The sequence below is a fragment of the Kitasatospora sp. NPDC093550 genome (genome assembly GCF_044764985.1).
Classification (GTDB): domain Bacteria; phylum Actinomycetota; class Actinomycetes; order Streptomycetales; family Streptomycetaceae; genus Kitasatospora.
This window is the reverse complement of the sequence record NZ_JBIWJF010000009.1, coordinates 145,460-170,869: the sequence shown is the minus strand read 5'-3', so window position 1 is coordinate 170,869 and position 25,410 is coordinate 145,460. Positions and strand designations below refer to the sequence as shown.

Genomic DNA, 25,410 nt, shown 5'->3' with positions numbered 1-25,410 from the left:
TCCAGGGTCGACAAACGGACAGATCGTCAGACGGCGTCAGCGGGCCCGGTTCAGGCCGCGCAGCGCGAGCCGGAGCAGGGCGCCGACGTCCGGCGTCTGCTGGGCCTCCGCCTCCGGGGTGACGGCCGCGACCGCCTCGTCAGCCTCGCGCGGGGCGTAGCCGAGGCCGGTCAGCGCGGAGTGCAGCTGCTCGCTCCACGGTGCCGGGCCCGCCGCGATCGGCTTCTGCGCGGGCACCGCGCCGTGCGGGGCGCCCAGCTTGTCCTTGTACTCCAGCAGCAGCTTGGCCGCCTTCGCCTTGCCGATGCCCGGCACGGCGACCAGCGCCTTCTCGTCACCGCTCGCGATCGCGGCGCGCAGCGCGTCGGGGCTGTGCACCCCGAGGATCGCCTGCGCCAGCTTGGGGCCGACGCCCGGCGCGGCCTGCAGGATCTCGAAGACGGCCCGCTCGTCGTCGTCCGCGAAGCCGAAGAGCGTCAGCGAGTCCTCCCGGACCACCAGCGAGGTCGCCAGCCGGGCCGGCTCGCCCAGCCTCAGGCCGGCCAGGGTGTTCGGGGTGCACTGCACGGCCATGCCGACCCCGCCGACCTCGACCACCGCCGTCCCGGAGGAGATGGCCGCCACGGGCCCTTGCACGAAGGCGATCACCGGATACTGCCTTTCGACGTGGAGCTGGCTCTCAGGGGGGTGGAGCGGGAGGTGGCGCGGGCGGCCAGGACGGCGGCCTCCAGCCGGTTGGCCGCACCGCCGCGCCAGATGTGGCAGATGGCGAGCGCCAGCGCGTCGGCGGCGTCTGCGGGCTTGGGCGGGGCGTCCAGCCGCAGCAGCCGCTGCACCATGGCCGTGACCTGCGCCTTGTCGGCCCGGCCGGAGCCCGTGACGGCCGCCTTGACCTCGCTCGGGGTGTGCAGGGTGACGGGGATGCCGCGGCGCGTCGCGCAGAGCATCGCGACCGCACTCGCCTGCGCGGTGCCCATCACGGTGCGGACGTTGTGCTGGGCGAAGACCCGCTCGACGGCGACCAGGTCGGGCCGGTGCTCGTCCAGCCAGGCCTCGATGCCCTGCTCCACCTGGAGCAGCCGCTGCCCGATCTCGGCGTCCGCGGGGGTGCGCACCACGCCGACCCCGGCCATCCGCAGGGGCCGGCCCGGCGCGCCCTCGACCACGCCGACCCCGCACCTGGTCAGTCCCGGGTCGACACCCAGTACGCGTACCACCGGCCCCGCCTTCCGTTCCACCACCGCTCGCGACCTGCGAAGGCTATCGTCCGGGTCCGACAACGCGACCGACGACACCGGCCCGGCGGTCCTGGGACCACCGGGCCGGGCAGTGGGAACGGTCACTCGTGCCGTTACTCGGCGTCGAGCTGCGCACCGACCTCGTCGGAGATGTCGAAGTTGGCGAAGACGTTCTGCACGTCGTCGCTGTCCTCCAGCGCGTCGATCAGCTTGAGGATCTTGCGGGCGCCGTCGACGTCCAGCTCGACCTGCATGCTGGGCACGAAGTTGGCCTCGGCCGAGTCGTAGTCGACGCCGGCGTCCACCAGGGCGGTGCGGACGGCCACCATGTCACCGGCCTCGGAGGTGATCTCGAAGGCCTCGCCCAGGTCGGTGACCTCCTCGGCGCCGTGGTCGAGCACGATGTCGAGGAGCTTGTCCTCGTCCACGCCGTCGGCCTTGGGGACGACGACGACACCCTTGCGGGTGAACAGGTACGACACCGAGCCCGGGTCGGCCATCGAGCCGCCGTTGCGGGTCATCGCGACGCGGACGTCGGAGGCCGCGCGGTTGCGGTTGTCGGTGAGGCACTCGATCAGGACCGCGACGCCGTTCGGGCCGTAGCCCTCGTACATGATGGTCTGGTAGTCGGCGCCGCCGGCCTCCAGACCGCCACCGCGCTTGACGGCGCGGTTGATGTTGTCGATCGGGACCGAGCTCTTCTTCGCCTTCTGGATGGCGTCGTAGAGGGTCGGGTTGCCCGCCGGGTCGGGACCGCCGGTGCGCGCCGCCACCTCGATGTTCTTGATCATCTTGGCGAAGAGCTTGCCGCGCTTGGCGTCGATCACGGCCTTCTTGTGCTTGGTGGTAGCCCACTTAGAGTGGCCGGACATCGCCAGCTCCTTTACGTCGCCAAAGGGAAATGAACAGAAGAGATCTTACCGGTGTCGCCACCGGTGGTAGGACCGCCGTTACTTCGCGGCCGCCGCGAGATGCTCCTCGACCATCTTCACGAAGTACGCGTGCACCCGGTGGTCGCCGGTCAGCTCGGGGTGGAAGGAGGTGGCCAGCAGGTTGCCCTGGCGCACGGCCACGATCCGGCTGTCCGGACCGTCCGCGGCCGGCAGCTCGGCCAGCACCTCGACGCCCGCGCCCACCGACTCGACCCAGGGGGCGCGGATGAAGACGCCGTGCACCGGCGCGTCGTCCATGCCCTTGAAGGCGATCCCGGACTCGAAGGACTCGTTCTGGCGGCCGAAGGCGTTGCGGCGCACCGTCATGTCGATGCCGCCGACCGTCTCCTGGTCCTCACGGCCGTCCAGGATCTTGTCCGCCAGCATGATCATGCCCGCGCAGGTGCCGTACACCGGCATGCCGGCGGCGACCCGCTCGCGCACCGGGTCCATCACGCCGAACAGCAGCGCCAGCTTGGACATGGTGGTGGACTCCCCGCCGGGGATCACCAGCGCGTCGACCTCGGCCAGCTCCTCCGCACGGCGCACCGGACGGGCGAGCGCGTCGGCCTCGGCCAGCGCCACCAGGTGCTCGCGGACGTCGCCCTGCAGGGCGAGGACGCCGATGACTGGAGTGCTCACGGTCTTCAACCTCAATCGATCGTTGCTACTGAGTACGTGGCGCGGCCCGCCGCAGCGCCGAACGCTGCGGCGGGCCCGGGCCCTCGGAACCTGCGGGGGCGATTACCAGCCGCGGTTGGCGTAGCGCTCGGTCTCCGGCAGGGTGTCGCAGTTGATGCCGACCATGGCCTCGCCGAGGTTGCGGGAGGCGTCCGCGATGATCTTCGGGTCGTCGAAGAAGGTGGTGGCCTTCACGATGGCGGCGGCGCGCTTGGCCGGGTCGCCCGACTTGAAGATGCCGGAGCCGACGAAGACGCCCTCGGCGCCCAGCTGGCGCATCAGCGCGGCGTCGGCCGGGGTGGCCACGCCACCGGCGGAGAACAGCACCACCGGCAGCTTGCCGAGCTCGGCGACCTCCTTGACCAGCTCGTACGGGGCGCGCAGCTCCTTGGCGGCGGCGTACAGCTCGTTGTGGTCCAGGGCGCGCAGGTGGCCGATCTCGTTCTTGATCTGGCGCAGGTGGCGGACGGCCTCGACGACGTTGCCGGTGCCGGCCTCACCCTTCGAGCGGATCATGGCCGCGCCCTCGGCGATGCGGCGCAGGGCCTCGCCCAGGTTGGTGGCACCGCAGACGAAGGGGGTGGTGAAGGCCCACTTGTCCGAGTGGTTGACCTCGTCGGCCGGGGTCAGCACCTCGGACTCGTCGATGTAGTCGACACCCAGCGACTGCAGGACCTGGGCCTCGACGAAGTGCCCGATGCGGGACTTGGCCATCACCGGGATGGAGACCGCACCGATGATCTCCTCGATCATGTTCGGGTCGGACATGCGGGCCACGCCGCCGTCCTTGCGGATGTCGGCCGGAACCCGCTCCAGCGCCATGACGGCCACCGCGCCGGCGTCCTCGGCGATCTTGGCCTGCTCGGCGTTGACCACGTCCATGATCACACCGCCCTTGAGCTGCTCGGCCATGCCGCGCTTGACCCGGGCGGTGCCGATCTGCGGCTGGTCTGCGGTGGTGGGGGTGGTGGACACGTGAGACCTCACTCGAAGATGAACCAGTGCTATCGCCCTATGGTAGGCGGAACAAGTGGCCCATCCATGTGCCACCGAGTCCAGCCAGGACGACGGGATACGACAAACGGGCCGTATCCGTGGACACCCTAAGCAGGAGCGCCCTCGGGCGTCAGGGCGGGCGGCGGAGCGTCGTCCATCTCGAACGCCATCGGGAACGGCGCCTTCCCGGCCAGCCGGAAGTACCGCACCAGCCGGTGCTCCCGGACCGCGCGTGCGGCCCGCACCGCGTCGTTGTGGAACCGGCGGGCCATCGGCACCCGGCGCACCGCGGCCGTCAGATCACGAACCGCCTCCTCGCCGCCCGGCTCGGCCACCAGCACCGCCACCTGCTCCGGCTCCTCGAACACGGCCCGCAGCGCCAGGCTCAGCTGGCTCTCCGCGACCTCGCGGTGCTCGTCCTCGGCCTGCCGGGCCGCGTGCGCCGCGTCCAGCAGCAGCAGCGAGGCCGCCGGGTCCAGCAGCGAGGACGTCGCGAGCTCCATCGCCACCGAAGCGCGGCGGACCAGCTGCGCGTCCAGCGCCGCCCGCGCGGCGTCGATCCGGGCGTGCAGCCGGTCCAAGCGGCCGGCCGTCCAACTCAGGTACATGCCGAAGAGCACCACGGCCACGCCGGCCCAGATCCAGGTAGTCACGGGCCGCTACGTTACCGGGTGTCACCGGCCGGCCCGACGGGTGTCAGCCCCCCGCGACCGCGTGCCGGTAGCAGTCCCGGTCGATGTCGGCGACGTCCACCGCGCTGAACAGCCGGGCACCGGGCAGCGGCCGCACGTGCTCCGCCACCAGCTTCAGCACGCCCTCGCTCAGCGCCGCCTTCGCCTCCGGCGAGCGCCCCGGGAAGATCTGGAACTCCACGAACACCTGGACGTCCCCGGCCTCGCCGCCGGTGCCGACCACCAGCTCCTCGCTCTGCCGGAACACCGTCTTGCAGGACTCCGGCTTGGCGTCGATGGTCTCCTCCGCCAGCCGGTTGATCGCCAGGCCCAGCGCCCGGCGGTCGAAGGTGCCGGCCAGGCCGGCCGAGTAGTCGACGGAGATCTGCGGCATCGGTTCCCCCATGCGGTCAAGCGGTACGGTCGCCCGACCCTAACCCCACCTACACCGGGGCCCGCGTCGACCCCACCGCAGCCACCGCACCCGCCGATCCGTCCCGGGCCGGCCCGCCGCGCCCAATCCCGGGCCGGCCCGCCGCGCCCAATCCCGGGCCGGCCCGCCGTGCCTAATCCCGGGCCAGCCCGAACCGGCCGCGCCGCCCGCTGCGCTCGTCCTCCTCGACCACCGCGGCGGCCCCCGCCGTCACCGTCTCGTAGACCGCCAGGATGTCCGCGCCCACGGTCGACCAGTCGAACCGCCGCACGTGCCGCGAGGCCGCCTTCCGCAGCTCCTCCAGCCGGGCCGGATCGCCCAGCAGCCGCAGCGCGGTACGGGCCAGCGCGTCCGCGTCCTCCACCGGGAACAGCTCGCCGGCGTCCCCGCCGTCCAGCACCTGCTTGAACGCGTCCAGGTCGCTGGCCAGCACCGGGGCGCCCGCCGACATCGCCTCGACCAGGATGATCCCGAAGCTCTCGCCCCCGGTGTTCGGCGCCACGTACAGGTCCACGCTGCGCAGCAGCCGGGCCTTCTCCTCGTCGCTCACCATGCCGAGGAACTCGACCTGTCGGCGCACCTCCGGCGCCAGGCCCGCGACGGCCTCCTCCTCGTCGCCCTTGCCCGCCACCAGCAGCCGCACCCCGGGCCGCTCGGCCAGGATCCTCGGCAGCGCCGCCAGCAGCGTCGGCAGGCCCTTGCGCGGCTCGTTGATCCGGCCGATGAAGCCGATCGTGCCCGGCTCCCCCTTCGCCGCGTGCCCGAGCCACCGCTCGTCCGGCTCGGCGTCCGCGAAGAAGCCCACGTCCACGCCGTTCGGGATCACCACCGCGTCCCCGCCGAGGTGCTCCACCAGCGTGCGCCGGGCGTACTCCGACACCGCGATCCGGGCCCGCATCTTCTCCAGGCCCGGCTGCAGGATCGGCGAGGCCGCGATCATCGCCCGCGAGCGCGGGTTGGAGGTGTGGAAGGTCCCCACCATCGGCCCGGTCGCCGACCAGGCCGCCAGCATCGACAGGCTCGGCGAGGCCGGCTCGTGCACGTGCAGGATGTCGAAGCGCCCGTCGTGCAGCCACCGCCGCACCCGCGCCGCGGACAGGATGCCGAAGCTCAGCCGGGCCACCGACCCGTTGTACGGCACCGCCACCGCCCGGCCGGCCGAGACCACGTACGGCGGCAGCGCCTCGTCGTCCTCGGCCGGCGCCAGCACCGACACCTCGTGCCCCAGGCCGATCAGGTGCTCGGCCAGGTCCCGGATGTGGAACTGCACCCCGCCGGGGACGTCCCAGTCGTACGGGCAGACGATGCCGATCTTCACGGGTTCCTCAAGCTCCTTCGGACAGTCGTACGGGTCGGGCGGTCGTACGGGTCGGTCGGTCGTGCTCGGTCGGTCGTGCTCGGCGGACGGCCGTACCGGCCGGGCTCAGGACCCGGAGGCCTCGGCCGCGGGCTCCTGCGCCGCCTCCGCGGGCACCGCGGCGGGCTCCTCCACCGTCCCACGGACCGGCAGGTCGGAGAGCCAGAACTTCTGCAGCATGTGCCAGTCCTGCGGGTGCTCGCGGATCTCCCGCTCCCACACGTCCGCCATCGCCTGGGTCATCGCCCGCGTGCGCTCCTTGCGGTCGCCCTCCTCGGGCGCCACCACCTCGGGGTGGATCCGCGCCCGCATCACCGGGCCCTCGTACCAGAGCGTCACCGGCAGCAGCGCCGCCCCGGTCCGCTGGCACAGCGCCGCCGGACCGGCCGGCATCCGGGTCGCCTCACCGAAGAACGACACCTCGATCCCCGCCTCCGACAGGTCCCGGTCCCCCACCAGGCACACCAGCCGGCCCTCGCGCAGCCGCCGCGCCAGCGTGCCGATCACGTTCACCGAACCGCCGGTCAGCGCCAGGACCTCCATGCCCTGGCCCTCCCGGAACGCCACGAAGCGGTCGAACAGCCGCTCCGGCTTCAACCGCTCCGCGACCGTGGTGAACGGGTAGCCCTGCTGCGCGACCCAGGTGCCCGCGAGGTCCCAGTTGCCCATGTGCGGCAGCGCTATCACCGCGCCCCGACCGGCCTCCATCGGCGCCCGCAGGTGCTCGAAGCCGTCCACCCGCACATCGCGGGCCACCCGCTCCCGGCTCCACACCGGCAGCCGGAACGACTCCATCCAGTACCGCAGGTACGAGCGCATCCCCGCCCGCGACAGCGAACGCATCGCCGCCTCGTCCAGCCCCGGACGGACCCGGCGGAGGTTCGCCTCCAGCTGCAGCACCCGCTTGCCGCGCTTGCGCCACGCGTAGTCCGCCAGCCGGTCGAACAGACCCCGTGCCCACGACTCCGGCAGGTGCTTCAGCAGCCCCCACCCCAGCGCGTACGCCCAGTACACCAGTCGGTCCGTCACCGCAGGACGCCCCCCATCAGCTCCCGGCCGCCGCTCGGTCGGCCTCGAACGCCTCCCGGCGCACGGTCAGCATCCGCTGGAACACCGTCACCAGGCTGCCCGCCGCCACCAGCCACAGCGCCACCGGCAGCAGCCACTCCACGTACGGCACACCGAACGTGTGCAGACCGGCCACCCCGGCCGCCACCAGGCTGGCCACCAGCCGCTCGGCCCGCTCCACCAGCCCCGACACGTCGCACGGCAGGCCCTGGCTCTCCGCCCGCGCCTTGGTGTACGACACCACCAGACCGCTCGCCAGGCAGAAGATCGCCACCGCGCACAGCAGGTTGTCGTCACCCTTGCCCGCGTACCACATCGCCAGCCCGCCGAAGATCGCCGCGTCCGCGACCCGGTCCAGCGTGGAGTCCAGGAACGCCCCCCACTTGGTGCTCCGGCCCAACTGGCGGGCCATGTTCCCGTCCACCAGGTCCGAGAAGATGAAGAGCGTGATCGTGATGGTGCCCCAGAAGAACTCCCCGCGCGGGAAGAACACCAGTGCACCGGCCACCGAACCGGCGGTACCGATCAGCGTCACGGCGTCCGGGCTCACGCCCAGCCGGATCAGGAACGCGGCGAACGGGGTCAGGACACGTGTGAAGAAGGCACGCGCGTATTTGTTGAGCATGGCCTTCTCAGCCGCTCCGATCTCCCAGATACCCGCCTGGCGCAGCACGCGCGGCAGACGGCCGGACGGATCAGCCCGCCCGGCGCACCCATCGTAGCCAGGCCCGCGACACGCTCCACCGCACGCACCGCCGCACGCCGCCCCCACCACGGCCCGCACACGCACGATCACCGAGCGGCCGTAAGACACGCGCCACCCGGGCCCCACCGGGGCCGCTCCCCGAACCCCGCCGTCCGCAGGCGGGGGCCCGAAGACCGGCCCTAGACTGCCAAGGACAGCCTCGGCGCCACGGGAGGAGACCCCGATGCCCGACCGCAGCACGGCACGAGCCGGCCAGGCACCCGCCGTCACCGGCCCCCGGGACCTGCGCAACGTCGTCCTCATCGGCTCCAGTGGTGTGGGCAAGACCACCCTCGCCGAATCCCTCGCCCACGCCGCCGGCGCCACCGGCCGCGTCGGCCGCGTCACCGACGGCACCACCGTCTCCGACCACGAGGAGATCGAGCACCACCAGCAGCGCTCCGTCCAGCTCTCGCTGCTCCCGCTCGAATGGAAGGGCGTCAAGATCAACCTGATCGACCCGCCCGGACACCCCGACTTCACCGCCGACCTGCGCGCCGCCCTGCACGCCGCCGACGCCGCCGTCTTCGTCGTCTCCGCCACCGACCCGGTCACCGCCCCCACCCGCGCCCTGTGGCGCGCGTGCGCCGCCGAAGGCATCCCCCGCGCCATCGCCGTCGCCAAGCTCGACCTCGCCCGCAGCGGCTTCGACGACATCCTCACCGCCTGCCACGACGCCTTCGGGCTCGGCCCGGACACCCTGCGCCCGCTCTTCCTGCCCGTCCTCCACGACGGCCGCCCCGACGGGAGCGTCGACCTGCTCACCGGCGACACCTACGGCGACGCCGCCCCGCTCCCCGACACCGGCCCCGCCCACGACAGCCTCGTCGAGGCCATCTCCGGCCAGGACGACACCCTCATGGAGCGCTACCTCTCCGGCGACACCCTCGACACCGACTCCCTCGAAGCCGGCCTGCGCCGCGAAGTCCTCGACTGCACCCTCCACCCCGCCGTTCCCACCAGCGACAACGGGCTCGGCGCCGCCGAACTCCTCGACCTCATCGCGCACACCTTCCCCGACCCCACCGAACGCACCCGACCCGGCCCGGCCTGCGACCCCGACGCCCCGCTCGCCGCCCAGGTCATCCGGGTCACCGGCGACGCCTACGTCGGCCGGATCAGCCTGCTGCGCGTCTTCGCCGGCACCCTGCGCCCCGACACCAAGATCCACCTGGTCGGCCCGGCCCACACCGCCGACCAGGACGGCGACGAACGCGTCACCGCCCTGAGCAGCCCCTTCGGCAAGCTCCAGCGCCCCGTCCCGCACGCCGTGGCCGGCGACCTCGTCTGCGCCGCCAAACTCACCACCGCCCGCGCCGGCGACACCGTCCACGAACCCGGCCACCCCGTCGAACTCGACGGCTGGACCCTCCCCGAACCCCTGCTGCCGATCGCCGTCGAAGCCCACAGCAAGGCCGACGACGACAAGCTCTCCCAGGCCCTCGCCCGCCTCACCGCCGAGGACCCGGCACTGCGCCTGGAACAGAACCCGGACACCCACCAGCTCGTCCTCTGGTGCACCGGCGAGGCCCACGCCGAGGTCGTCCTGGACCGCCTGCGCACCCGCCACGGCGTGCACGTCGACACCGTCGAGCCCAAGGTCGCCCTGCGCGAGACCTTCGGCACCGCCGCCGCCGGCCACGGCCGCCTGGTCAAGCAGTCCGGCGGCCACGGCCAGTACGCCATCTGCGACCTCGAGGTCGAACCCCTGCCGGCCGGCTCGGGCTTCGAGTTCCAGGAACACGTCGTCGGCGGCGCCGTCCCCAAGCACTTCATCCCCTCCGTCGAGAAGGGCGTCCGCGCCCAGCTCGCCAAGGGCGTCGCCACCGGGTACCCGCTCGTCGACGTCCGGGTCACCCTCACCGACGGCAAGGCCCACTCCGTCGACTCCTCCGACGCGTCCTTCCAGAACGCCGCCGCCCTCGCCCTGCGCGACGCCGCCGAGCACGCCGTCATCCGCCTGCTCGAACCGGTCGCCGCCGTCAGCGTCCTGCTGCCCGACGACTACCTCGGCGCCGTCCTCGGCGACCTCTCCGCCCGGCGCGGCCGCGTCCTCGGCACCGAGACCGGCGGCTCCGGCCTCACCCTGCTGCGCGCCGAGGTCCCCGAACTCGAACTCGTCCGCTACCCGGTCGACCTGCGCGCGCTCACCCACGGGACCGCCGAGTTCTCCCGCGCCTACCTGCGCCACGAACCCATGCCCACCGCCCTGGCCGAGCGCTACACCGACTGAGCCGCCCGCCGGTCGAACGGCCTACGGACTCACGGCCGGAGGACGTGACGACGGAACGACGTCACGTCCGGGCGACGTCGCGGTTCGGCAGCGCACACGCCGCCGTACCTCCCGGCATCCGGTGCCGGTTGCGCGCCACCCACCGGTACACCAGGCCCGCCACCGGACGCACCGGCGCCGCCGTCAACACCGCGCCCAGGTACGCCCACACTCCCCCGGAGCGCATCAGCAACCGCGCGACCGCCTGTGCGCCCCCGTGCACCCGCCCGGTCGGCGTGACCCAGAGCACCTCGCGCTCGGCCCGCTCGGCCGACACCTCGCCGCGGCCGCCCGCGAGCACGTCCAGCGCCGCGAGGTCCGCGAACTGGAAGGCCACCGCCTCCCACCCGCCCGAGGCCAGCGTCTGCCGCAGGTACCGCTCCGCCCACCGCACGCACGACGAACAGAACGCGCAGTCCCCGTCGAAGACCAGCACCGGATCCTTCACAGCGGCTCCCCTTTCCTCGCTTCCACCACCATGCTCCTCCACCCCGGCCCGGCCCGCTCCGGCGGGGTATCGACCGGCCCGAAGCTGGGCATCATCCCCGTCAGGCCCGGCACGGCCCGATCGTGACGGTACTTCAGACGATCATCCGCGCGGGGTGCCACGGCACGGTAACCTGCCGCTGACAAGGGGAGGAGGGGACGCCACCGTGACCACACTCGACATGACCCCGGGTGCGCAGATACCCCGGACCGACGCCGGCCCGCAGACCGCCATCACCCAGGCGCTCTCCTCGGCCGCCTACCGCGACGGCGAGATCGGCGACTTCGTCACGGCCGTGACCGACGCCACCGCGAAGAAGGGCCGCTTCGCCCTCTTCCGCCCCAACGTCGGCGAGGCCTTCAGCAAGGCGCTGGTCTCGCGCGCCCTCGGCGGCGACCGCAAGCCGATCGTCCCGGCCTTCGGCGTCGACACCCGCCAGGTCGTCGAGCACTGCCTGGCCGCCGAGGAACTGCGCAACACCCGGGACCGGCAGCTCACCACCGTCACCCTCGTCACCGGCGCCCTCTTCCTCCCCGGCACCCTGCTCTGGCTCGCCGCCTTCCAGGTGCGCGCCTGGCTCAAACGGGACAACCCGAAGAACGCCGGGGTCTACGGCGGCATCACCCTCGCCCTGGCCGCCGCCCTCGCCGTCTTCCTGGTCCTGCGCCCGCCCGCCGCCGGCGTCCTCGGCGTCTACCTGCGGGTCACGATGCTCGCCCCGGTCATCGGCTGGTACCTCGCCCGCCGGATCGTCGAGCGCTCCGCCAAGGACCTGCGGGCCCGCTGGCAGTCCCTGGTCGAGGGCTCCGCCGTGGCCGCCACCGTGGCCAAGGCCGTCCCCCGCGACGACCTCGACAAGAAGGCCGCCGACCTGCGCGACAAGCTCGGCCGCCTGGACGCCGAGCAGGAGACCAACGTCCACCACTACGCCGGCCCCAAGGGCATCCTCGGCGCCGGCCGCCGCTGGGGCGAGTGGCGCCTCGCCGACACCCTCCACCCCGCGGCGGGCCACGTCGACTTCCGCGCCTTCCACCCCTGGGACCTGGTCCGCCGGATCTCCTCCCACCTCAAGGGCCTCGGCATCAGCCACGTCGCCAACAGCGGCATGCCCAACGTCTCCATCAAGCAGTGGGTGGTCTTCGACATCGGCGAGGGCGCCGACGAGATCAGCCGCCCCGGCAACGCCGACATGGACGGCGACCGGATGCGCGACTTCGCCGTCCAGAGCATCGCCGACAAGCAGACCTTCTCCGGCGGCCCCCGGCACTACCTCGCCACCCAGTTCATCACCCACGACGGCAAGCTGGTCCTCACCTTCACGATCACCGTGACGCTGCTCGCCGACGTGCTGACCATCGCGGTGGCCGGCTACGCGCTCGGCCCGGTCAAGGGCGTCTTCTTCGACAAGCCCAAGGACAAGGAGAAGTCGGTCGCCAAGACCGTGAAGTTCTGGGAGGAGCGCACCGTCAAGCTCCCCCTGATCGACAACGACGAGGTCGTCCGCCAGGCCGTCCGCGCCCCGTTCTACCGGATGCCCGGCCTGCTCGGCTGGCTCGGCGGCGGACTCGGCCTGCCCGAGCCGTTCGGCCTGCGGCACATCTGGGTCGGCCGCGCGTGGGACAACCGCTCCATGGTCGACAACGCGATGAACGCCTCCGTCCCGGTGCTCAACGCGGTGCACACCGCCACGCTGGAGTTCCTGCAGGAGCACGACCTCGACGCCGACCGCTTCTTCAAGAACCGCACCTCGATCATCAAGTCCGAGGCGCAGAGCCCCCGGCCGTACGACGTCGACACGTTCAACGCCGGCTGAGCCGAGCCGCGGACACCGGAAAGGGGCCCGTCACCGAGGAATCGGTGACGGGCCCCTTTCCGGTGGCTCTCCGGGTCAGCGCTGCGGCCAGACCTCGGCCAGCATCTTCCGGGTGTCCGCCAGCAGCTGCGGCAGCACCTTGGTGTGGCCGACCACCGGCATGAAGTTGGTGTCCCCGCCCCAGCGCGGCACCACGTGCTGGTGCAGGTGCGCCGCGATCCCGGCGCCGGCCGCCGCGCCCTGGTTCATCCCGATGTTGAAACCGTGCGCGCCGGAGGCCGCCCGCAGCGCGGTCATCGCCTTCTTGGTGAAGTCCGCCAGCTCGGCCGTCTCCGCCTCGTCCAGGTCGGTGTAGTCGGCCACGTGCCGGTACGGGACCACCATCAGGTGCCCACCGTTGTACGGGTACAGGTTCAGCACCGCGAACACGGCGCTCCCCCGGGCGATGACCAGGCCGTCCTCGTCGCTCAGCGACGGGATCGAGCAGAACGGACAACCGTCGTCCGGAGCCGGGCCGGTGGGCTTGTTCTCACCCTGGATGTACGCCATCCGATGGGGGGTCCACAGGCGGCGGAAGCCGTCCGGCTCCCCGACGCCCCGCTGCAGTTCCGGCTCAGTCGTCATGCTGATCAGCATATTCGCCCGGCCGTGCTTGCAAAGCCGCGCGGGGCAGACTCATCGAGAGCCTGCCCCGCGCATGACGGTCGTGCTACCGGATCACACCTGGATGCGGTTCTTCACCGCGTCCACGATCTCGGCGACGGCGTCCGCGACCGGGACGCCGTTCTTCTGCTCGCCGTTGCGGTAGCGGAAGGAGACCGCGCCCGCCTCGACGTCGTCGTTGCCGGCGATCAGCATGAACGGGACCTTGGACTTCTGCGCGTTGCGGATCTTCTTCTGCATGCGGTCGTCCGAAGTGTCCACCTCGACCCGGATCCCGTGCTTCTTCAGCTCGGCCGCGACCTCCAGCAGGTACGGCACGTGCTCGTCGGTGATCGGGATGCCGGTCACGGTGACCGGGGCCAGCCACGGCGGCATGGCACCGGCGTAGTGCTCCAGCAGCACCGCGAAGAACCGCTCGATCGAGCCGAACAGCGCCCGGTGGATCATGACCGGCCGCTGGCGCGAGCCGTCCGCCGCGGTGTACTCCAGGTCGAAACGCTCGGGCAGGTTGAAGTCCAGCTGGATGGTGCTCATCTGCCAGGTCCTGCCAATGGCGTCCTTCGCCTGCACCGAGATCTTCGGGCCGTAGAAGGCCGCGCCGCCCGGGTCCGGAACCAGCGGCAGGCCCTGCTTCTCGGCCACGGCCGCCAGGACGGCGGTGGCCTCCTCCCAGGTCTCGTCGCTGCCGACGAACTTCTCCTCGTCCTTGGTCGACAGCTCCAGGTAGAAGTCGGTCAGACCGTAGTCACGGAGGAGGTTGAGCACGAAGGTCAGCGTGGAGTCGAGCTCCTCCGCCATCTGCTCGCGGGTGCAGTAGATGTGCGCGTCGTCCTGCGTGAAGCCGCGGGCCCGGGTCAGGCCGTGCACGACGCCGGACTTCTCGTACCGGTACACCGTCCCGAACTCGAAGAGGCGCAGCGGCAGTTCACGGTACGAGCGGCCGCGCGCGTCGAAGATCAGGTTGTGCATCGGGCAGTTCATCGGCTTGAGGTAGTAGTCCACGCCCTCGTCGAGCTGCATGGGCGGGTACATACCGTCCGCGTACCAGTCGAGGTGGCCGCTCTTCTCGAAGAGCTTCCCCTTGGTGGCGTGCGGGGTGTAGACGAACTCGTAGCCCTCTTCCTCGTGCCGGCGACGCGAGTAGTCCTCCATGGCGCGGCGGATGATGCCGCCCTTGGGGTGGAAGACGGCGAGGCCGGAGCCGATCTCCTCGGGGATGGAGAAGAGGTCGAGCTCGTTGCCGAGCTTGCGGTGGTCGCGCTTCTCGGCCTCGACCAGGAAGTCGAGGTGGGCCTTCAGCTCGTCCTTGGTCGGCCAGGCGGTGCCGTAGATGCGCTGGAGCATCGGGTTGCGCTCGCTGCCGCGCCAGTAGGCGGCCGCGTTGCGCATCAGCTTGAACGCCGGGATGTGCCGGGTGCTGGGCAGATGCGGGCCGCGGCAGAGGTCGCCCCAGCACTGCTCGCCGGTCTTGGCGTCCAGGTTGTCGTAGATGGTGAGCTCGCCCGCGCCGACCTCGACGTCGGCCCCCTCGCCGGCGGTGGCGGCGGAGCCCTTGAGGCCGATCAGTTCGAGCTTGTACGGCTCGGCGGCCAGCTCCTCGCGGGCGGACTCGTCGGTGACCACGCGGCGGGAGAACTTCTGCCCGCGCTTGATGATCTCCTGCATCTTCTTCTCGATGGCCTTGAGGTCATCGGGGTGGAAGGGCTTCTCGACGTCGAAGTCGTAGTAGAAGCCGTCCTTGACCGGCGGGCCGATGCCGAGCTTGGCCTCGGGGTAGAGCTGCTGCACGGCCTGGGCCATCACGTGCGCGGTGGAGTGGCGCAGGATGTCGAGGCCGTCCTTGCTGCCGATCTCGACCGGCTCGACCTCGTCGCCGTCCTGGACGGCGTAGGCGAGGTCCTTGAGCTGGCCGCCGACGCGGGCGGCGATGATCGAGCGGTCGTCGGCGAAGAGCTCGGCGGCCGTAGTGCCCGTGGTCACCACGCGCTCTTCCCGATCGGGTTCGCGGCTGATGATTACCCGGACGTCCGTCACCGGTCTCTCCTGACGTACTGGATTTCAGAGGACGCAACACAGCGCTGCGCGTGACGATGGTACCGAGAGCGTCGCCCCCGCCGTCCACCTACGTCCCCTGTCCCCCTTCTTCCGGCCCCTCCCCCAGCGACTTCAGCAGCCGCTCGCGGTCCCCTTCCTCCCAGCCGCACAGCTCCAGCCCGTGGGGCCGGGTCAGCCGGCGGAAGCCGCCGTCGCGCTCCAGCCGGCCGGAGACCCGGACCGGCAGCCCGGCGAGGTGGGCCTCGACGGCGAGCCGGTAGTCGGGGTCGGGCAGCCGGAGCTTGAGGTCGCGGACCTCGGCGCCGGCGAGCACCCGCAGCCGGACCGAGCCGGGGCCGGCCGGGTCGGCGCGCTTGAGCCTGGTGACCACGCCGACCACGGTGACGGCGACGGCGGGCTCGATGCGCTCCAGCAGTTCGGCGGCCTCGGCGAGGGCGGGCAGGTCGCCGGGCGAGAAGTCGAGGACGACGCGGCGGTCCCCGAAGCCGCCCGGTGTCCCGGCCGCGGCCGACCAGGCGACGGTGAGCCGGGCCGCCGTGGTGCCGCGCACGAGCTCCTCCACGGACCGGACGAGTTCCCGGCTGACCCCGGCCCGGACGGCGTTCTCGAAGGCCTCGGGCCCGCCGCTGACCCGGCGGTAGTCGACCGCGTCGCGCAGCGCCTCCAGGGCGCGGACGAGGGTGGTGACGGCGGCGCGGCCCTCCGGGGCGGGGGTGTAGGCGGTGAGGACGGCGCCCTGTTCGACCACCAGGACGCGGTCCAGGAAGTCCGCGGCGGGCCCGTCCAGCCGGGCTCCGAAGTAGGCGGCCCTGGTCCGGGCCGCCTTCGCCCCGGCGGCGAGCATCCCGCGCGCCGCGCCCCGGAGGCGCTCGGCGTCGTCCCAGGAGGTGGCCCCGGCGGGGCCCGGCGGCTCCCGGCGCCAGCGCAGTTCGTCGCCGGGCACGGCGAGGGCGAGCAGGATCGACCGGGCGGAGGGGGTGCGGGAGCGGGAGAGCGCGGTGACGGCGTCGGCGAGGAGGTCGACGGCGTCGTCGAAGCCGTCCCCGGCCGGGACGAGGAGGCTGGTGCCGGGTTCGCCGTCCGGCGGGGTCCAGCGGCCGTAGCGGGCGGCCGGTCCGCCGCGGCGGACCCAGCCGTGCCGGGCGAGCAGGGTGGCCAGCACCGCGGGGTCGACGGCGGCCGGGTCGGGCAGGGGCCGGACCGGGTCGCCCGGTCCGTTCGGCGGTGTCACGGGGTCGGCTCCTCGCTGCCGGGGCCGGGCGGTCACGGGCTTCCGCCCGCGCCGACCCGGGCCATGATGTCGCAGAGCGCGCGGTCGTCGAAGACCTTGTCGGTGGGCACCCGGACGTTGGTGCGCCGCTGCCCGGTGACGGGGTGGCCGGCCAGGTTGACCCAGTAGCAGCAGTGCCGCAGCTCCAGGGCGTCCGGGCGGGCGCGGAGCCACTGGTCGACCCGGCTCGGCAGCAGCATCACGACCAGGATCCGGGGCACGGCGACCCGGGCCCGGGCGAGCTTGCGCAGGTGGTCGTTGTCCAGGGTGAAGCTGAAGAACCGCCCGGCCGGGTCGGGCGCGATCTGCTGGGTGGCCTTGAGCTGGATCTTGATGGTGACCTCGTCGTCCACGGCGTGCGCCCGGGAGCCGTGGTTGACCTGCCAGTCGATGCCGTTGTCCGGGAACGGCTGGGAGAGCGAGCACCCGGCCGCGGCGGCGACCGCGTGCAGATAGCCGACCTGCAGCGTCTCCATGCACGCGGTGACGGCGAGGTTCCCCCGCAGGACGGCCGCCGCCTCGTCGGGCTGCGGCTGTGTCAGTGCCATCGACCCGTGACCTCCCCCGGGCGCCGGGCCCGTCCGGATTCGAACGGGGCAGTCGATTCGAACGGACGGTCATGGGCAGGATCCCCGGTCGGGCCTGGGCCAAACGGGTTGAAGACCCGTCAGAACCGGGTATCACCCGGGCGCGGAACGCACGCCTGAGGGGCAGTCATGCAGCAGCACTGGTACACCGGCCCACTCGCCTCCTTCGACACCGAGACCACCGGCGTGGACGTGGAGAACGATCGCATCGTCTCGGCCGCCCTGGTCGTCCAACTCGCCCCGGGCGAACCGGCGCGGACCACCACCTGGCTCGCCGATCCGGGCATCCCGATCCCGGACGGCGCCCGCGCGGTGCACGGCATCACCGACGAGCACGTCCGGCAGCACGGCCGTCCGGCCCGCGCGGTGGTGGCGGAGGTCACCCGCGCGCTGGCGGCCGAGGCCAGGGCCGGGCACCCGGTGGTGGTGATGAACGCGCCCTACGACCTGACCCTGCTGGACCGGGAGTTGCGCCGCCATCACGGGCTGGCGCTGGCCGACGGGCCGGCGGCGGCCGGGCTGCTGGTGCTGGATCCACGGGTGCTGGACAAGCACGTGGACCGCTACCGCAAGGGCCGCCGGACGCTGACCGACCTGTGCGCCCACTACGGGGTCGAGTTGGCCGGGGCGCACGACGCGGCGGCGGACGCGACGGCCGCGCTGACGCTGACCCGGCGCATAGGCGCCCGCTACCCGGCGGCGCTCGGCGGGCTCACGGTGGGCGAACTGCACCTGCGGCAGGCGGTCTGGCACGCGGCGCAGGCGCGCGGGCTGCAGAGCTGGTTCGACCGCTCGGGCGCGACGGAACGGGTGGACCCGTCCTGGCCGCTTCGGCCGGCCCGGTGCGGCTGCGGGCGCCGGCTGGAGCCGGAGCACGGCTGCCGGGCGGCGGCGTAGCGGACGGCCCCGGCGGATCGGGCCCGAACGCGCCGCAGGCCCTGACCGGTTTCCTGGTCAGGGCCTGCGTGCTGTCCGGTGGGCGATACTGGGATCGAACCAGTGACCCCTTCGGTGTGAACGAAGTGCTCTCCCGCTGAGCTAATCGCCCGGGCAACGAGATGAACTGTAGCACCGTTCGGGGGTCGTCGTACAACTCGGCCTTCCGGGGGTGCGCCGACGCACCCGCAGAACTCGCGCTCCGCACGGAAGGTGACTGAGCCTCAGCCGATTACCGACGGCCCTTCAGGCGTAATCCGGAAATACACGTGAGGCCCAGCCGATAATCGGCTGGGCCTCACATATCACAATGCATTCCGGTGGGCGATACTGGGATCGAACCAGTGACCCCTTCGGTGTGAACGAAGTGCTCTCCCGCTGAGCTAATCGCCCGGGTGCAGGGAAAACATTACCGCATCCGGACGGGTGGTCCGAACGCCCTCCCCGGTCCCGCCTCCGGGCCCGGGCCGCTCAGCTCTCGTCCAGCGCCCAGGGGGCGACCAGGCCGTAGCGGGCGAGGTACCAGCCGCCCGCCGCGACGACGACGGCCAGCCCGATCGCGGTGAGGGTCAGGTTGCGGCGGCGCACCCTCGGGTCCAGGGCCCGGTGGGCGGCCTCCGCGACCTTGCGGCGGGTCCAGCGCAGCACCAGCTGGGCCCAGACGAACTCGGTGGCCCAGATCCCCATCCCCAGGAAGATCACCACCCAGCCGGGTCCGGGCAGCGGCAGCAGGACCACCCCGAGCCCCACCACGGCGAGGCCGGCCACGAAGACCGCCACCTGCCACGCCCGGTGCAGGGTGCGGGAGCGGCGGACGAAGGCCGGGGCCCGGGAGCCGACCGCCCGGCCGCCGCCGGCCGCGCCATCCGGCTCGACCGCTTCACCCGTTCTCGTGTTCCCGCCCGTCTTGTCGTTTCGCACAGTCATGCCAGGAAACTAACCAAGAAGTGCCTCGTTAATGCCCGACCCGGCCGCTCCGCGGCGATTCCGCAATGCGCCGTAAGGGGTACGACTCGCGCCCGAATCGGGACAGAGGGGTTTACATCGGTCTTGGGGGTGGGATGGTCCGTTCGCCGACGTGCGATTCCCCGAGCGCACACTGAGCGAAAGGCCATGGCGCTTATGAACACCACGGTCAGCTGCGAGCTGCACCTGCGCCTCATCGTGTCCAGCGAGTCCTCACTGCCCGTCCCCGCGGGCCTGCGCTACGACACCGCCGACCCCTACGCCGTGCACGCCACGTTCCACACGGGCGCCGACGAGACCGTGGAGTGGGTGTTCGCCCGAGATCTCCTCGCGGAGGGGCTGCACCGACCCACCGGTACCGGCGACGTCCGGGTGTGGCCGTCGCGCAGCCACGGGCAAGGGGTGGTCTGCATCGCACTGAGCTCTCCGGAAGGAGAAGCCCTGCTGGAGGCCCCGGCCCGGGCGCTTGAGTCGTTCCTCAAGCGGACGGACGCCGCGGTGCCGCCCGGCACCGAACACCGTCACTTCGACCTCGACCGGGAGCTGTCCCACATCCTCGCCGAAAGCTGACCCCGACCGGAGGCGGTCACGCCCCGCCATCGGCGGGGCCGCGGCCCCTGCCGTCAACGCAGCCGTCCTACTCGGGGGCACGGCAGCGGACTCAACCGCGCACGACGCGGTCTCGGGGCCGGTGGACGGCCCGCTCCCACCGGAGCGGGCCCGCAGCACCGCAGGCGCCCGGCATCGAGGCCGGTCACCCACACGGGTGGCCGGCCTCGGTGCCGGGCGCCGCCGTCTTTCCGGGGCGCGCCTCCCGGCCTGCGCGACGAGGAGCGCCCGGTTTCGGATGCTCTGACGGGATCCGTACGCGCCTTCGAAACAACGGGCCACCCCTTGGGGCACAAGGCCCGGTATGGTCTGGGGTAACCGTGGACGCGGGGTATCGGAGTCCCCCTGCGCGAGGAGCCCCCAACGTGCTGATCACCCATGACACCGAGTGCGCGCTGAGCATCCTCGTGGAGCTGCTCAACACCGCACCCGAGGTGTGCGGCGCCGAGCGACTGCCGGACGTCGCCTCGCTCGACGCCTTCGTGGTCCGCCAGGAGATCAGCGAGATCGACTCGCTGACCGAGGACGACCTGCGGCGGGTGCACGAGCTGCGCACCCGGCTGCGCGAGGTGTTCGGGACGGAATCCACCGCGGAGGCCGCCGAGCTGGTCAACGCGATCGTCGCCGCCGCCGGGACGACGCCCCGGCTCACCGACCACGACGGCCACGACTGGCACATCCACTACTTCGCCCCGCACGCCGCGCTCGGTGACCACCTGGCGGCCGAGCTGGGCATGGCGCTGGCCTTCATCCTCATGGCGGGCGAGCGGGAGCGGCTGCGCCGGTGCGAGGCGCCGGACTGCGCGCGGGTCTTCGTGGACCTCTCCCGGAACCGCTCGCGGCGCTACTGCGACAGCCGCACCTGCGGCAACCGGCTTCACGTCGCCGCCTACCGGGCGCGGCAGCGCTCGGCGGAGGCCGTCCCCTCCGTCTGAGCGCCGCGCCGCGGGTCAGATCCCGCGCTTGCGGAGGATCTCCTCGATGTCGGCGAAGTCGCCGAGGCCGTCGTCGCGCTTGCCTCCGGCCGGCTTCTTCGCGGCCTTGGGGGCCGGCGCCACGGCCGGGCGCTCGGGCGCCGGGCCCGCTGCGGCGGGGCGCTCCGGCGCGCTCTCCACCGCGGTGCCGCGGCGGCCCACCCAGCGGGTGGTGACCAGCAGGGCCGCGGAGACGCCGAGCAGCACGATGCCGGTCCACACCCGGGGGTCGAGGACCAGCTTGGCCGCCCAGTCTCCGAACGCCCGGCCGATGGTGCTCGCCAGCGGGAACAGTCCGGTCAGGTAGAGCCCGGCGGGCAGCAGGGCGACCGCGAACCAGCGGGTCGCCGACAGGAAGCGCCGCCGGTAGGCCCGCAGGCCCGCGACGGCCACCCCACCCGCCGTGAGCAGGAAGCTGATCGCCGCACTCAGCACGGGGCCACCTCTTCGCGTCCGGTCGTCCTGGTCATCGGTGCCTCCCTCTCGGTCCGCCCTGGGGCGCACCGCCGGCCGGAGCGGACGCCCACTAGTGGAACACTGGGGGAATGATCGATGGTTCCCTCCCCCGCCTCGAGTTCTGGTGCGACCTCCAGTGCCCGGACTGCCGTACCGCGCTGGCCGACGTACGGGCGCTGCGCGCGCAGTACGGCGACGCGCTGACCGTGGAGCTGCGGCACTTCCCGTTGGAGAAGCACAAGCACGCCTACGCCGCCGCGGAGGCGGCCGAGGAGGCGTTCGCCCAGGGGCACGGCTGGCCGTTCGTCGAGGCGCTGCTGGCCCGGGTCGAGGACCTGGACGCCCGCGGGCAGCAGGTGCTGCTGGACGTCGCCCGCGAGGTCGGGGCGGACGTCGAGGAGGTCGACACCGCGCTGATCGACGGCCGGCACATGCTGACCGTCGACGCCGACCAGGCCGAGGGGAAGGCGATCGGGGTCACCGGCACGCCGACGTACGTGATCGGCGGCAAGCGCCTGGACGGCGGGCAGAGCCAGGACGGTCTGCGGGAGCGGATCGTGGACATCATCGAGGCCGCGCCGGCTTCCTGACGGCACGTCAGAGCGCTTTGCCGTAGAGGTGTTCGGTGACGCGGTAGCCGAGCGACTCGTAGAGCCGGACGGCGACCGCGTTGTCGGTGAAGACGTTGAGGCCGAGGGTGCGCACCCCGGCGGCGAGGCACTCCCGCTCGGCGAGCAGCATCAGGGTGCGGCCGTGTCCCCGGCCCCGGTGGGCCGGGGACACCTCGACCACCATCACCCAGGCGAGCGGCTCGCCGTCCGGCAGGTCGCGCAGGTGCAGGGCCACCCAGAGGGTGCCGTACGGCTCCGGCCCGCCGTCCGCGCCGTACAGGGCGGTGAGGACGACACCCGGGGTGTCGACGCCCTGGGGGAGCAGGTTCTGCCGGCCGCCGCCCGACTTGGCGCGCGCCTGCTCCTCGGTGAGGCCGGAGGCCACGAGCGAGCGGGCGAAACGCTCCGCGCCCCGATCGAGCCAGGGCTGGAGCGCGTCGGCGGCGACCGGGCGCACCACCAGTCCGGCGGGCAGGGCGGGGGCGCCGGCGAGCCGCTTGGTCATCGTCCGCATCCGCTCGGTGTAGCCGAGGGTGGCGGCGAGGGCGCGGGCGACCGGCGCCGACCCGGGGATCTTCACGTCCACCCGTACGCAGCCCCAGGTGCGCAGCACCTCCTCCGCGGCCAGCGCGCCGAACGTGCCGCGACCCCGACCGCGCCCTTCCGCCACCTCCAACTCGGATATTTCGCCCCAGAGTTGGCCACCGTAGGGGGTGGCGGTGGTGCGCAGCGTGCCGACCGGGTGACCGTTCGTCAGAATCCGCCAGCGTCTGGTGCGGCCGCCGGCCGCGGTGGGTGTCTCCGGGCCCTCGGGGCGCAGCGTGGTGGTCATGTCGTGGTCCCTTCCCCTTGCTCGGGAGGTTATCCACGGGCTGAACACCCGGCCGGTTCCGTGGCCCGGGAACGGGGATCAGGGGTCGAGGTCGTCGCCGCTGCGCTCGGCGAAGACGGTCATGGCCTTGGCGGTGACCGGGCCGATGCCGGGCAGCTCACGGTCGTCGACGCGGGTGACGGCCTGGACGTCGCGGGTGGTGGAGGTCAGGAAGACCTCCTCGGCGTCCCGGAGGGCGTCGAGCGGGAGGTCCGCCTCCTCCGCGCCGCACCAGTCGACGACGAGCTGCCGGGTGATGCCGGCCAGGCAGCCGGAGGAGAGGACGGGGGTCAGCAGGCGCCCGCCGATGACCACGAAGACGTTGGAGCCGGTGCCTTCGCAGAGCCGGCCGGCGGTGTTGGCGAACAGGGCCTCGGAGGCGCCGACGCGGTGGGCGGCGGCCAGGGCGACGACGTTCTCGGCGTACGAGGTGGTCTTGAGGCCGGCGACGGCGCTGTGCTCGTTGCGGCGCCAGGGGACGACGGCGACGGCGGTCTCGTCGGGACGGCGGTTGATGGCGCCGAAGGCGACCACCAGGGTGGGGCCGGTGGTGCCGCGCTCGGAGCCGAGCGGGGCCTGGCCGCCGGTGTAGGTCACCCGCAGCCGGCCGAGCGGCGCGGGGTTGGCGGCGAGGACCTGGGTGCAGGCCTCGCGGACCAGGTCGTGGTCGGGGTCGGGCAGCCCGAGGCCTCGGGCGGAGCGGGTGAGCCGGTCGAGGTGCCGGGTGACCGCGAAGGCGCGGCCGTCGACGGCCTTCATGGTCTCGAAGACGCCGTCGCCGGTGGTGAGGCCGTGGTCGAGGACGGAGACCGCGGCGTCGGCGGAGTCGACGAGGGTGCCGTTGACCCAGCTCGTGGTGCTCGTGTGCATCGGGGCTGCTCCTAGGACCCGGGGTTCAGGCCCCGGTCGGGTCGGGTTCGCTGCCCGACGCTATCGCGACCAGGCGGGCGGCCTTCAGTTCGGTTTCCGCCCACTCGCGGTCGGGGTCGGAGCCCCAGGTGATGCCGGCGCCGGTGCCGAAGCGCAGGACGGGCGCGCCGGGGTCGGTCCGGTCGAGCCAGAAGGTGCGGATGCCGACGGCGAGTTCGCCCTCGCCGCGGTCGGCGTCGACCCAGCCGACGGCTCCGCAGTACGGGCCGCGCGGGGCGGTCTCCAGGGCCTCGATGATCCGCAGGGCGCTGGACTTGGGGGCACCGGTGACGGAACCGGGCGGGAAGGTGGCGGCGAGGAGTTCGGGCCAGCCGGCGTCCGCGCGCAGGGTGCCCTGCACGGTGGAGACCAGGTGCACCAGGCCGGGGTGCTTCTCGACGGCGCAGAGGTCGGGGACGGTGACGCTGCCGGTGTCGCAGACGCGGCCGAGGTCGTTGCGGACCAGGTCCACGATCATCACGTTCTCGGCGTGGTCCTTGTCGAGGAGGTCGTCCTCGGTACGGCCGGTGCCCTTGATCGGTCCGGAGGAGACGGTGCGGCCTGTGCGGCGCAGGTAGAGCTCGGGCGAGGCGGTGGCGATCTCGACGCCGTGCTCGGGCAGCCGGATGGTGCCGGCATAGGGGGCGGGGTTGCCGTGGGCCAGCAGGCCGGTGAGGGCGTCGATGTCGCTGAGGTGCGGATCGGGCAGCGGCGCGGACAGCACTCGGCAGAGGTTGGCCTGGTAGACCTCGCCGGCGGCTATGTGCTCGCGGATGCGGCGTACGCCAGCGGTGTAGGCGGCGCGGTCCAGGGAGCTGTGCCAGCTGCCGGCGTCCGGGCCGCGCCAGCCGGCGCCCGAGGGCGGGGCCGGGGCGGGGCGGAGCTCGTCGAAGCGGGCGCAGGTCAGCCGGCCCTCGAAGTCGTAGGCGACGGCCCAGTAGCCGGAGGAGTCGAGGGCGGCCGGGTCCGAAGTGACGTCGCGCAGTCCGGTGGCCAGGCGGCCACCGAAGCGGGCGAGCGGGGTGCGGGGGTCGGGGTGGCCGGACACGGTTCTCCTGCGCGGTGCTGGGCGGCGGTGCCTGAAGTGTAGGTCGGGGGCGCGGAGGCGGCCCTGGTGAGCGCGCGTGCGACGGCGCGCGCGAGCGGGGGCGCGGCCCCGGGCGGGAGGGCGCTCGGAGGGCATCCCCTCGGCACGCTGCGGGAACGGATTTTTAGCTGGCCCGGGAATCCGCTAGAGTTCAACACGTCGCCAGGGAGCGCAGCCGGGAAAAACGGTGAAGCCCCCGGGAGACAGGCGGACGTGGCTCAGTTGGTAGAGCATCACCTTGCCAAGGTGAGGGTCGCGAGTTCGAATCTCGTCGTCCGCTCGATGGAGAACAGTGTAAGATCGTTCTTCGTGTGTTGCCTGGTGGAGTGGCCGAGAGGCGAGGCAACGGCCTGCAAAGCCGTGTACACGGGTTCAAATCCCGTCTCCACCTCCAAGAGGATCACCCGGTTCCACCGGGGGACCTCCCCGCGCGATTAGCTCAGCGGGAGAGCACTACCTTGACACGGTAGGGGTCACTGGTTCAATCCCAGTATCGCGCACGTCGGACCCTCCGGGGTCTGCTGCAGGACCGCCACACCAGGCGCGATTAGCTCAGCGGGAGAGCACTACCTTGACACGGTAGGGGTCACTGGTTCAATCCCAGTATCGCGCACGTCGGACCCTTCGAGGTCTGCTGCAGGACCGCCACACCAGGCGCGATTAGCTCAGCGGGAGAGCACTACCTTGACACGGTAGGGGTCACTGGTTCAATCCCAGTATCGC

General features: G+C 72.6%; 26 protein-coding genes and 7 tRNA genes. 11 read left to right on the top strand and 22 right to left on the bottom strand.

The genetic code is table 11. The annotated features are described in order from the left end of the window. Positions 1 to 36: 36 nt before the first annotated feature. The 10 genes from ruvA to pgsA all read right to left on the bottom strand — a co-directional run bounded on the left by ruvA (position 37) and on the right by pgsA (position 8,001). Entirely contained in the window at positions 37 to 648 is a 612-nt protein-coding gene (ruvA, locus tag ACIRD3_RS17000) for a Holliday junction branch migration protein RuvA (RefSeq protein WP_402216711.1), read from the bottom strand. Then, positions 645 to 1,217, bottom strand: coding sequence for a crossover junction endodeoxyribonuclease RuvC (ruvC, locus tag ACIRD3_RS16995; RefSeq protein WP_402216708.1), 573 nt, complete (start codon positions 1,215 to 1,217; stop codon positions 645 to 647). The genes ruvA and ruvC overlap by 4 nt, the downstream gene beginning before the upstream one ends. A 134-nt stretch (positions 1,218 to 1,351) precedes the next feature. Continuing rightward, a complete protein-coding gene (locus ACIRD3_RS16990; RefSeq protein WP_402216705.1) occupies positions 1,352 to 2,110 on the bottom strand; it encodes a YebC/PmpR family DNA-binding transcriptional regulator in 759 nt (252 codons plus the stop codon). Positions 2,111 to 2,188: 78 nt separating this feature from the next. After that, positions 2,189 to 2,812, bottom strand: coding sequence for a pyridoxal 5'-phosphate synthase glutaminase subunit PdxT (gene pdxT, locus ACIRD3_RS16985; protein WP_402216703.1), 624 nt, complete (start codon positions 2,810 to 2,812; stop codon positions 2,189 to 2,191). Positions 2,813 to 2,914: 102 nt separating this feature from the next. Continuing rightward, complete coding sequence (gene pdxS / locus ACIRD3_RS16980) at positions 2,915 to 3,826, bottom strand: pyridoxal 5'-phosphate synthase lyase subunit PdxS (RefSeq protein WP_396249516.1); 912 nt, start codon at positions 3,824 to 3,826, stop codon at positions 2,915 to 2,917. 128 nt (positions 3,827 to 3,954) lie between these two features. Then, on the bottom strand, positions 3,955 to 4,455 hold the full coding sequence (locus tag ACIRD3_RS16975) for a hypothetical protein (RefSeq protein WP_270151358.1): 501 nt from the start codon (positions 4,453 to 4,455) through the stop codon (positions 3,955 to 3,957). Positions 4,456 to 4,543: 88 nt separating this feature from the next. Continuing rightward, positions 4,544 to 4,912, bottom strand: a complete 369-nt coding sequence (locus tag ACIRD3_RS16970) for a 5-carboxymethyl-2-hydroxymuconate Delta-isomerase (RefSeq protein ID WP_402216700.1) — start codon at positions 4,910 to 4,912, stop codon at positions 4,544 to 4,546. Positions 4,913 to 5,084: 172 nt separating this feature from the next. Next, positions 5,085 to 6,269 (bottom strand): glycosyltransferase family 4 protein, encoded by a 1,185-nt coding sequence (locus tag ACIRD3_RS16965; RefSeq protein WP_402216698.1) that lies wholly within the window; start codon positions 6,267 to 6,269, stop codon positions 5,085 to 5,087. Positions 6,270 to 6,374: 105 nt separating this feature from the next. Next, complete coding sequence (locus ACIRD3_RS16960; RefSeq protein WP_402216695.1) at positions 6,375 to 7,337, bottom strand: phosphatidylinositol mannoside acyltransferase; 963 nt, start codon at positions 7,335 to 7,337, stop codon at positions 6,375 to 6,377. A gap of 16 nt (positions 7,338 to 7,353) precedes the next feature. Beyond that, on the bottom strand, positions 7,354 to 8,001 hold the full coding sequence (gene pgsA / locus ACIRD3_RS16955) for a phosphatidylinositol phosphate synthase (RefSeq protein ID WP_359825323.1): 648 nt from the start codon (positions 7,999 to 8,001) through the stop codon (positions 7,354 to 7,356). Between the two features lie 304 nt (positions 8,002 to 8,305). On the opposite strand from pgsA, the gene ACIRD3_RS16950 reads away from it, so the two are divergent. Continuing rightward, positions 8,306 to 10,354: an elongation factor G-like protein EF-G2 gene (locus ACIRD3_RS16950; RefSeq protein WP_402216692.1), complete on the top strand. Its 2,049-nt coding sequence runs from the start codon at positions 8,306 to 8,308 to the stop codon at positions 10,352 to 10,354. 61 nt (positions 10,355 to 10,415) lie between these two features. Here the strand turns inward: ACIRD3_RS16950 and ACIRD3_RS16945 are convergent, their stop codons facing one another. Next, a complete protein-coding gene (locus ACIRD3_RS16945; protein WP_402216690.1) occupies positions 10,416 to 10,841 on the bottom strand; it encodes a thiol-disulfide oxidoreductase DCC family protein in 426 nt (141 codons plus the stop codon). 205 nt (positions 10,842 to 11,046) lie between these two features. Here ACIRD3_RS16945 and ACIRD3_RS16940 point away from each other — a divergent pair, with 205 nt between their 5' ends. After that, positions 11,047 to 12,693 (top strand): hypothetical protein, encoded by a 1,647-nt coding sequence (locus ACIRD3_RS16940; RefSeq protein ID WP_402216687.1) that lies wholly within the window; start codon positions 11,047 to 11,049, stop codon positions 12,691 to 12,693. 75 nt (positions 12,694 to 12,768) lie between these two features. On the opposite strand, the gene ACIRD3_RS16935 is transcribed toward ACIRD3_RS16940, so the two are convergent. The 4 genes from ACIRD3_RS16935 to ACIRD3_RS16920 all read right to left on the bottom strand — a co-directional run bounded on the left by ACIRD3_RS16935 (position 12,769) and on the right by ACIRD3_RS16920 (position 17,229). Continuing rightward, on the bottom strand, positions 12,769 to 13,329 hold the full coding sequence (locus ACIRD3_RS16935) for an HIT family protein (RefSeq protein ID WP_402216685.1): 561 nt from the start codon (positions 13,327 to 13,329) through the stop codon (positions 12,769 to 12,771). Between the two features lie 81 nt (positions 13,330 to 13,410). Further along, positions 13,411 to 15,390, bottom strand: coding sequence for a threonine--tRNA ligase (gene thrS / locus ACIRD3_RS16930; RefSeq protein WP_402216682.1), 1,980 nt, complete (start codon positions 15,388 to 15,390; stop codon positions 13,411 to 13,413). Between the two features lie 88 nt (positions 15,391 to 15,478). Then, complete coding sequence (locus tag ACIRD3_RS16925) at positions 15,479 to 16,642, bottom strand: hypothetical protein (RefSeq protein WP_402216680.1); 1,164 nt, start codon at positions 16,640 to 16,642, stop codon at positions 15,479 to 15,481. 32 nt (positions 16,643 to 16,674) lie between these two features. Then, a complete protein-coding gene (locus ACIRD3_RS16920; protein WP_402216678.1) occupies positions 16,675 to 17,229 on the bottom strand; it encodes a DUF4365 domain-containing protein in 555 nt (184 codons plus the stop codon). 168 nt (positions 17,230 to 17,397) lie between these two features. On the opposite strand from ACIRD3_RS16920, the gene ACIRD3_RS16915 reads away from it, so the two are divergent. After that, on the top strand, positions 17,398 to 18,165 hold the full coding sequence (locus ACIRD3_RS16915) for an exonuclease domain-containing protein (protein ID WP_402216676.1): 768 nt from the start codon (positions 17,398 to 17,400) through the stop codon (positions 18,163 to 18,165). Positions 18,166 to 18,244: 79 nt separating this feature from the next. Here ACIRD3_RS16915 and ACIRD3_RS16910 read toward each other — a convergent pair. The 3 genes from ACIRD3_RS16910 to ACIRD3_RS16900 form a co-directional block, all read right to left on the bottom strand. Then, positions 18,245 to 18,316: transfer RNA gene (locus tag ACIRD3_RS16910), tRNA-Val, on the bottom strand. 209 nt (positions 18,317 to 18,525) lie between these two features. Beyond that, positions 18,526 to 18,597 (bottom strand) — tRNA-Val (locus ACIRD3_RS16905). Between the two features lie 78 nt (positions 18,598 to 18,675). Continuing rightward, entirely contained in the window at positions 18,676 to 19,131 is a 456-nt protein-coding gene (locus ACIRD3_RS16900; protein ID WP_402216673.1) for a TIGR02611 family protein, read from the bottom strand. Positions 19,132 to 19,326: 195 nt separating this feature from the next. Here ACIRD3_RS16900 and ACIRD3_RS16895 point away from each other — a divergent pair, with 195 nt between their 5' ends. Further along, positions 19,327 to 19,740: an SsgA family sporulation/cell division regulator gene (locus ACIRD3_RS16895; protein WP_030056266.1), complete on the top strand. Its 414-nt coding sequence runs from the start codon at positions 19,327 to 19,329 to the stop codon at positions 19,738 to 19,740. 404 nt (positions 19,741 to 20,144) lie between these two features. Beyond that, complete coding sequence (locus tag ACIRD3_RS16890) at positions 20,145 to 20,714, top strand: CGNR zinc finger domain-containing protein (protein ID WP_402216670.1); 570 nt, start codon at positions 20,145 to 20,147, stop codon at positions 20,712 to 20,714. A 15-nt stretch (positions 20,715 to 20,729) separates the two neighbouring features. Here the strand turns inward: ACIRD3_RS16890 and ACIRD3_RS16885 are convergent, their stop codons facing one another. After that, positions 20,730 to 21,188 carry a hypothetical protein gene (locus ACIRD3_RS16885; protein ID WP_402216669.1) on the bottom strand — a complete coding sequence of 153 codons (459 nt, stop codon included), beginning with the start codon at positions 21,186 to 21,188 and terminating at the stop codon, positions 20,730 to 20,732. 110 nt (positions 21,189 to 21,298) lie between these two features. Here ACIRD3_RS16885 and ACIRD3_RS16880 point away from each other — a divergent pair, with 110 nt between their 5' ends. Beyond that, positions 21,299 to 21,799, top strand: coding sequence for a DsbA family protein (locus tag ACIRD3_RS16880; protein ID WP_402216667.1), 501 nt, complete (start codon positions 21,299 to 21,301; stop codon positions 21,797 to 21,799). A gap of 7 nt (positions 21,800 to 21,806) precedes the next feature. On the opposite strand, the gene ACIRD3_RS16875 is transcribed toward ACIRD3_RS16880, so the two are convergent. The 3 genes from ACIRD3_RS16875 to ACIRD3_RS16865 all read right to left on the bottom strand — a co-directional run bounded on the left by ACIRD3_RS16875 (position 21,807) and on the right by ACIRD3_RS16865 (position 24,648). After that, on the bottom strand, positions 21,807 to 22,652 hold the full coding sequence (locus tag ACIRD3_RS16875) for a GNAT family N-acetyltransferase (RefSeq protein ID WP_402216664.1): 846 nt from the start codon (positions 22,650 to 22,652) through the stop codon (positions 21,807 to 21,809). 78 nt (positions 22,653 to 22,730) lie between these two features. Continuing rightward, entirely contained in the window at positions 22,731 to 23,561 is an 831-nt protein-coding gene (locus tag ACIRD3_RS16870) for an aminotransferase class IV (RefSeq protein WP_402216662.1), read from the bottom strand. Between the two features lie 25 nt (positions 23,562 to 23,586). Continuing rightward, positions 23,587 to 24,648 carry a chorismate-binding protein gene (locus ACIRD3_RS16865; protein ID WP_402216659.1) on the bottom strand — a complete coding sequence of 354 codons (1,062 nt, stop codon included), beginning with the start codon at positions 24,646 to 24,648 and terminating at the stop codon, positions 23,587 to 23,589. A gap of 246 nt (positions 24,649 to 24,894) precedes the next feature. Between ACIRD3_RS16865 and ACIRD3_RS16860 the strand changes: the two genes are divergently transcribed. The 5 genes from ACIRD3_RS16860 to ACIRD3_RS16840 all read left to right on the top strand — a co-directional run bounded on the left by ACIRD3_RS16860 (position 24,895) and on the right by ACIRD3_RS16840 (position 25,410). Next, positions 24,895 to 24,967, top strand: a tRNA-Gly gene (locus tag ACIRD3_RS16860). Positions 24,968 to 25,007: 40 nt separating this feature from the next. Continuing rightward, positions 25,008 to 25,081: transfer RNA gene (locus tag ACIRD3_RS16855), tRNA-Cys, on the top strand. Positions 25,082 to 25,115: 34 nt separating this feature from the next. Then, positions 25,116 to 25,187, top strand: a tRNA-Val gene (locus tag ACIRD3_RS16850). A 41-nt stretch (positions 25,188 to 25,228) separates the two neighbouring features. Continuing rightward, positions 25,229 to 25,300 (top strand) — tRNA-Val (locus tag ACIRD3_RS16845). 41 nt (positions 25,301 to 25,341) lie between these two features. Then, a tRNA-Val gene (locus ACIRD3_RS16840) sits at positions 25,342 to 25,410 on the top strand.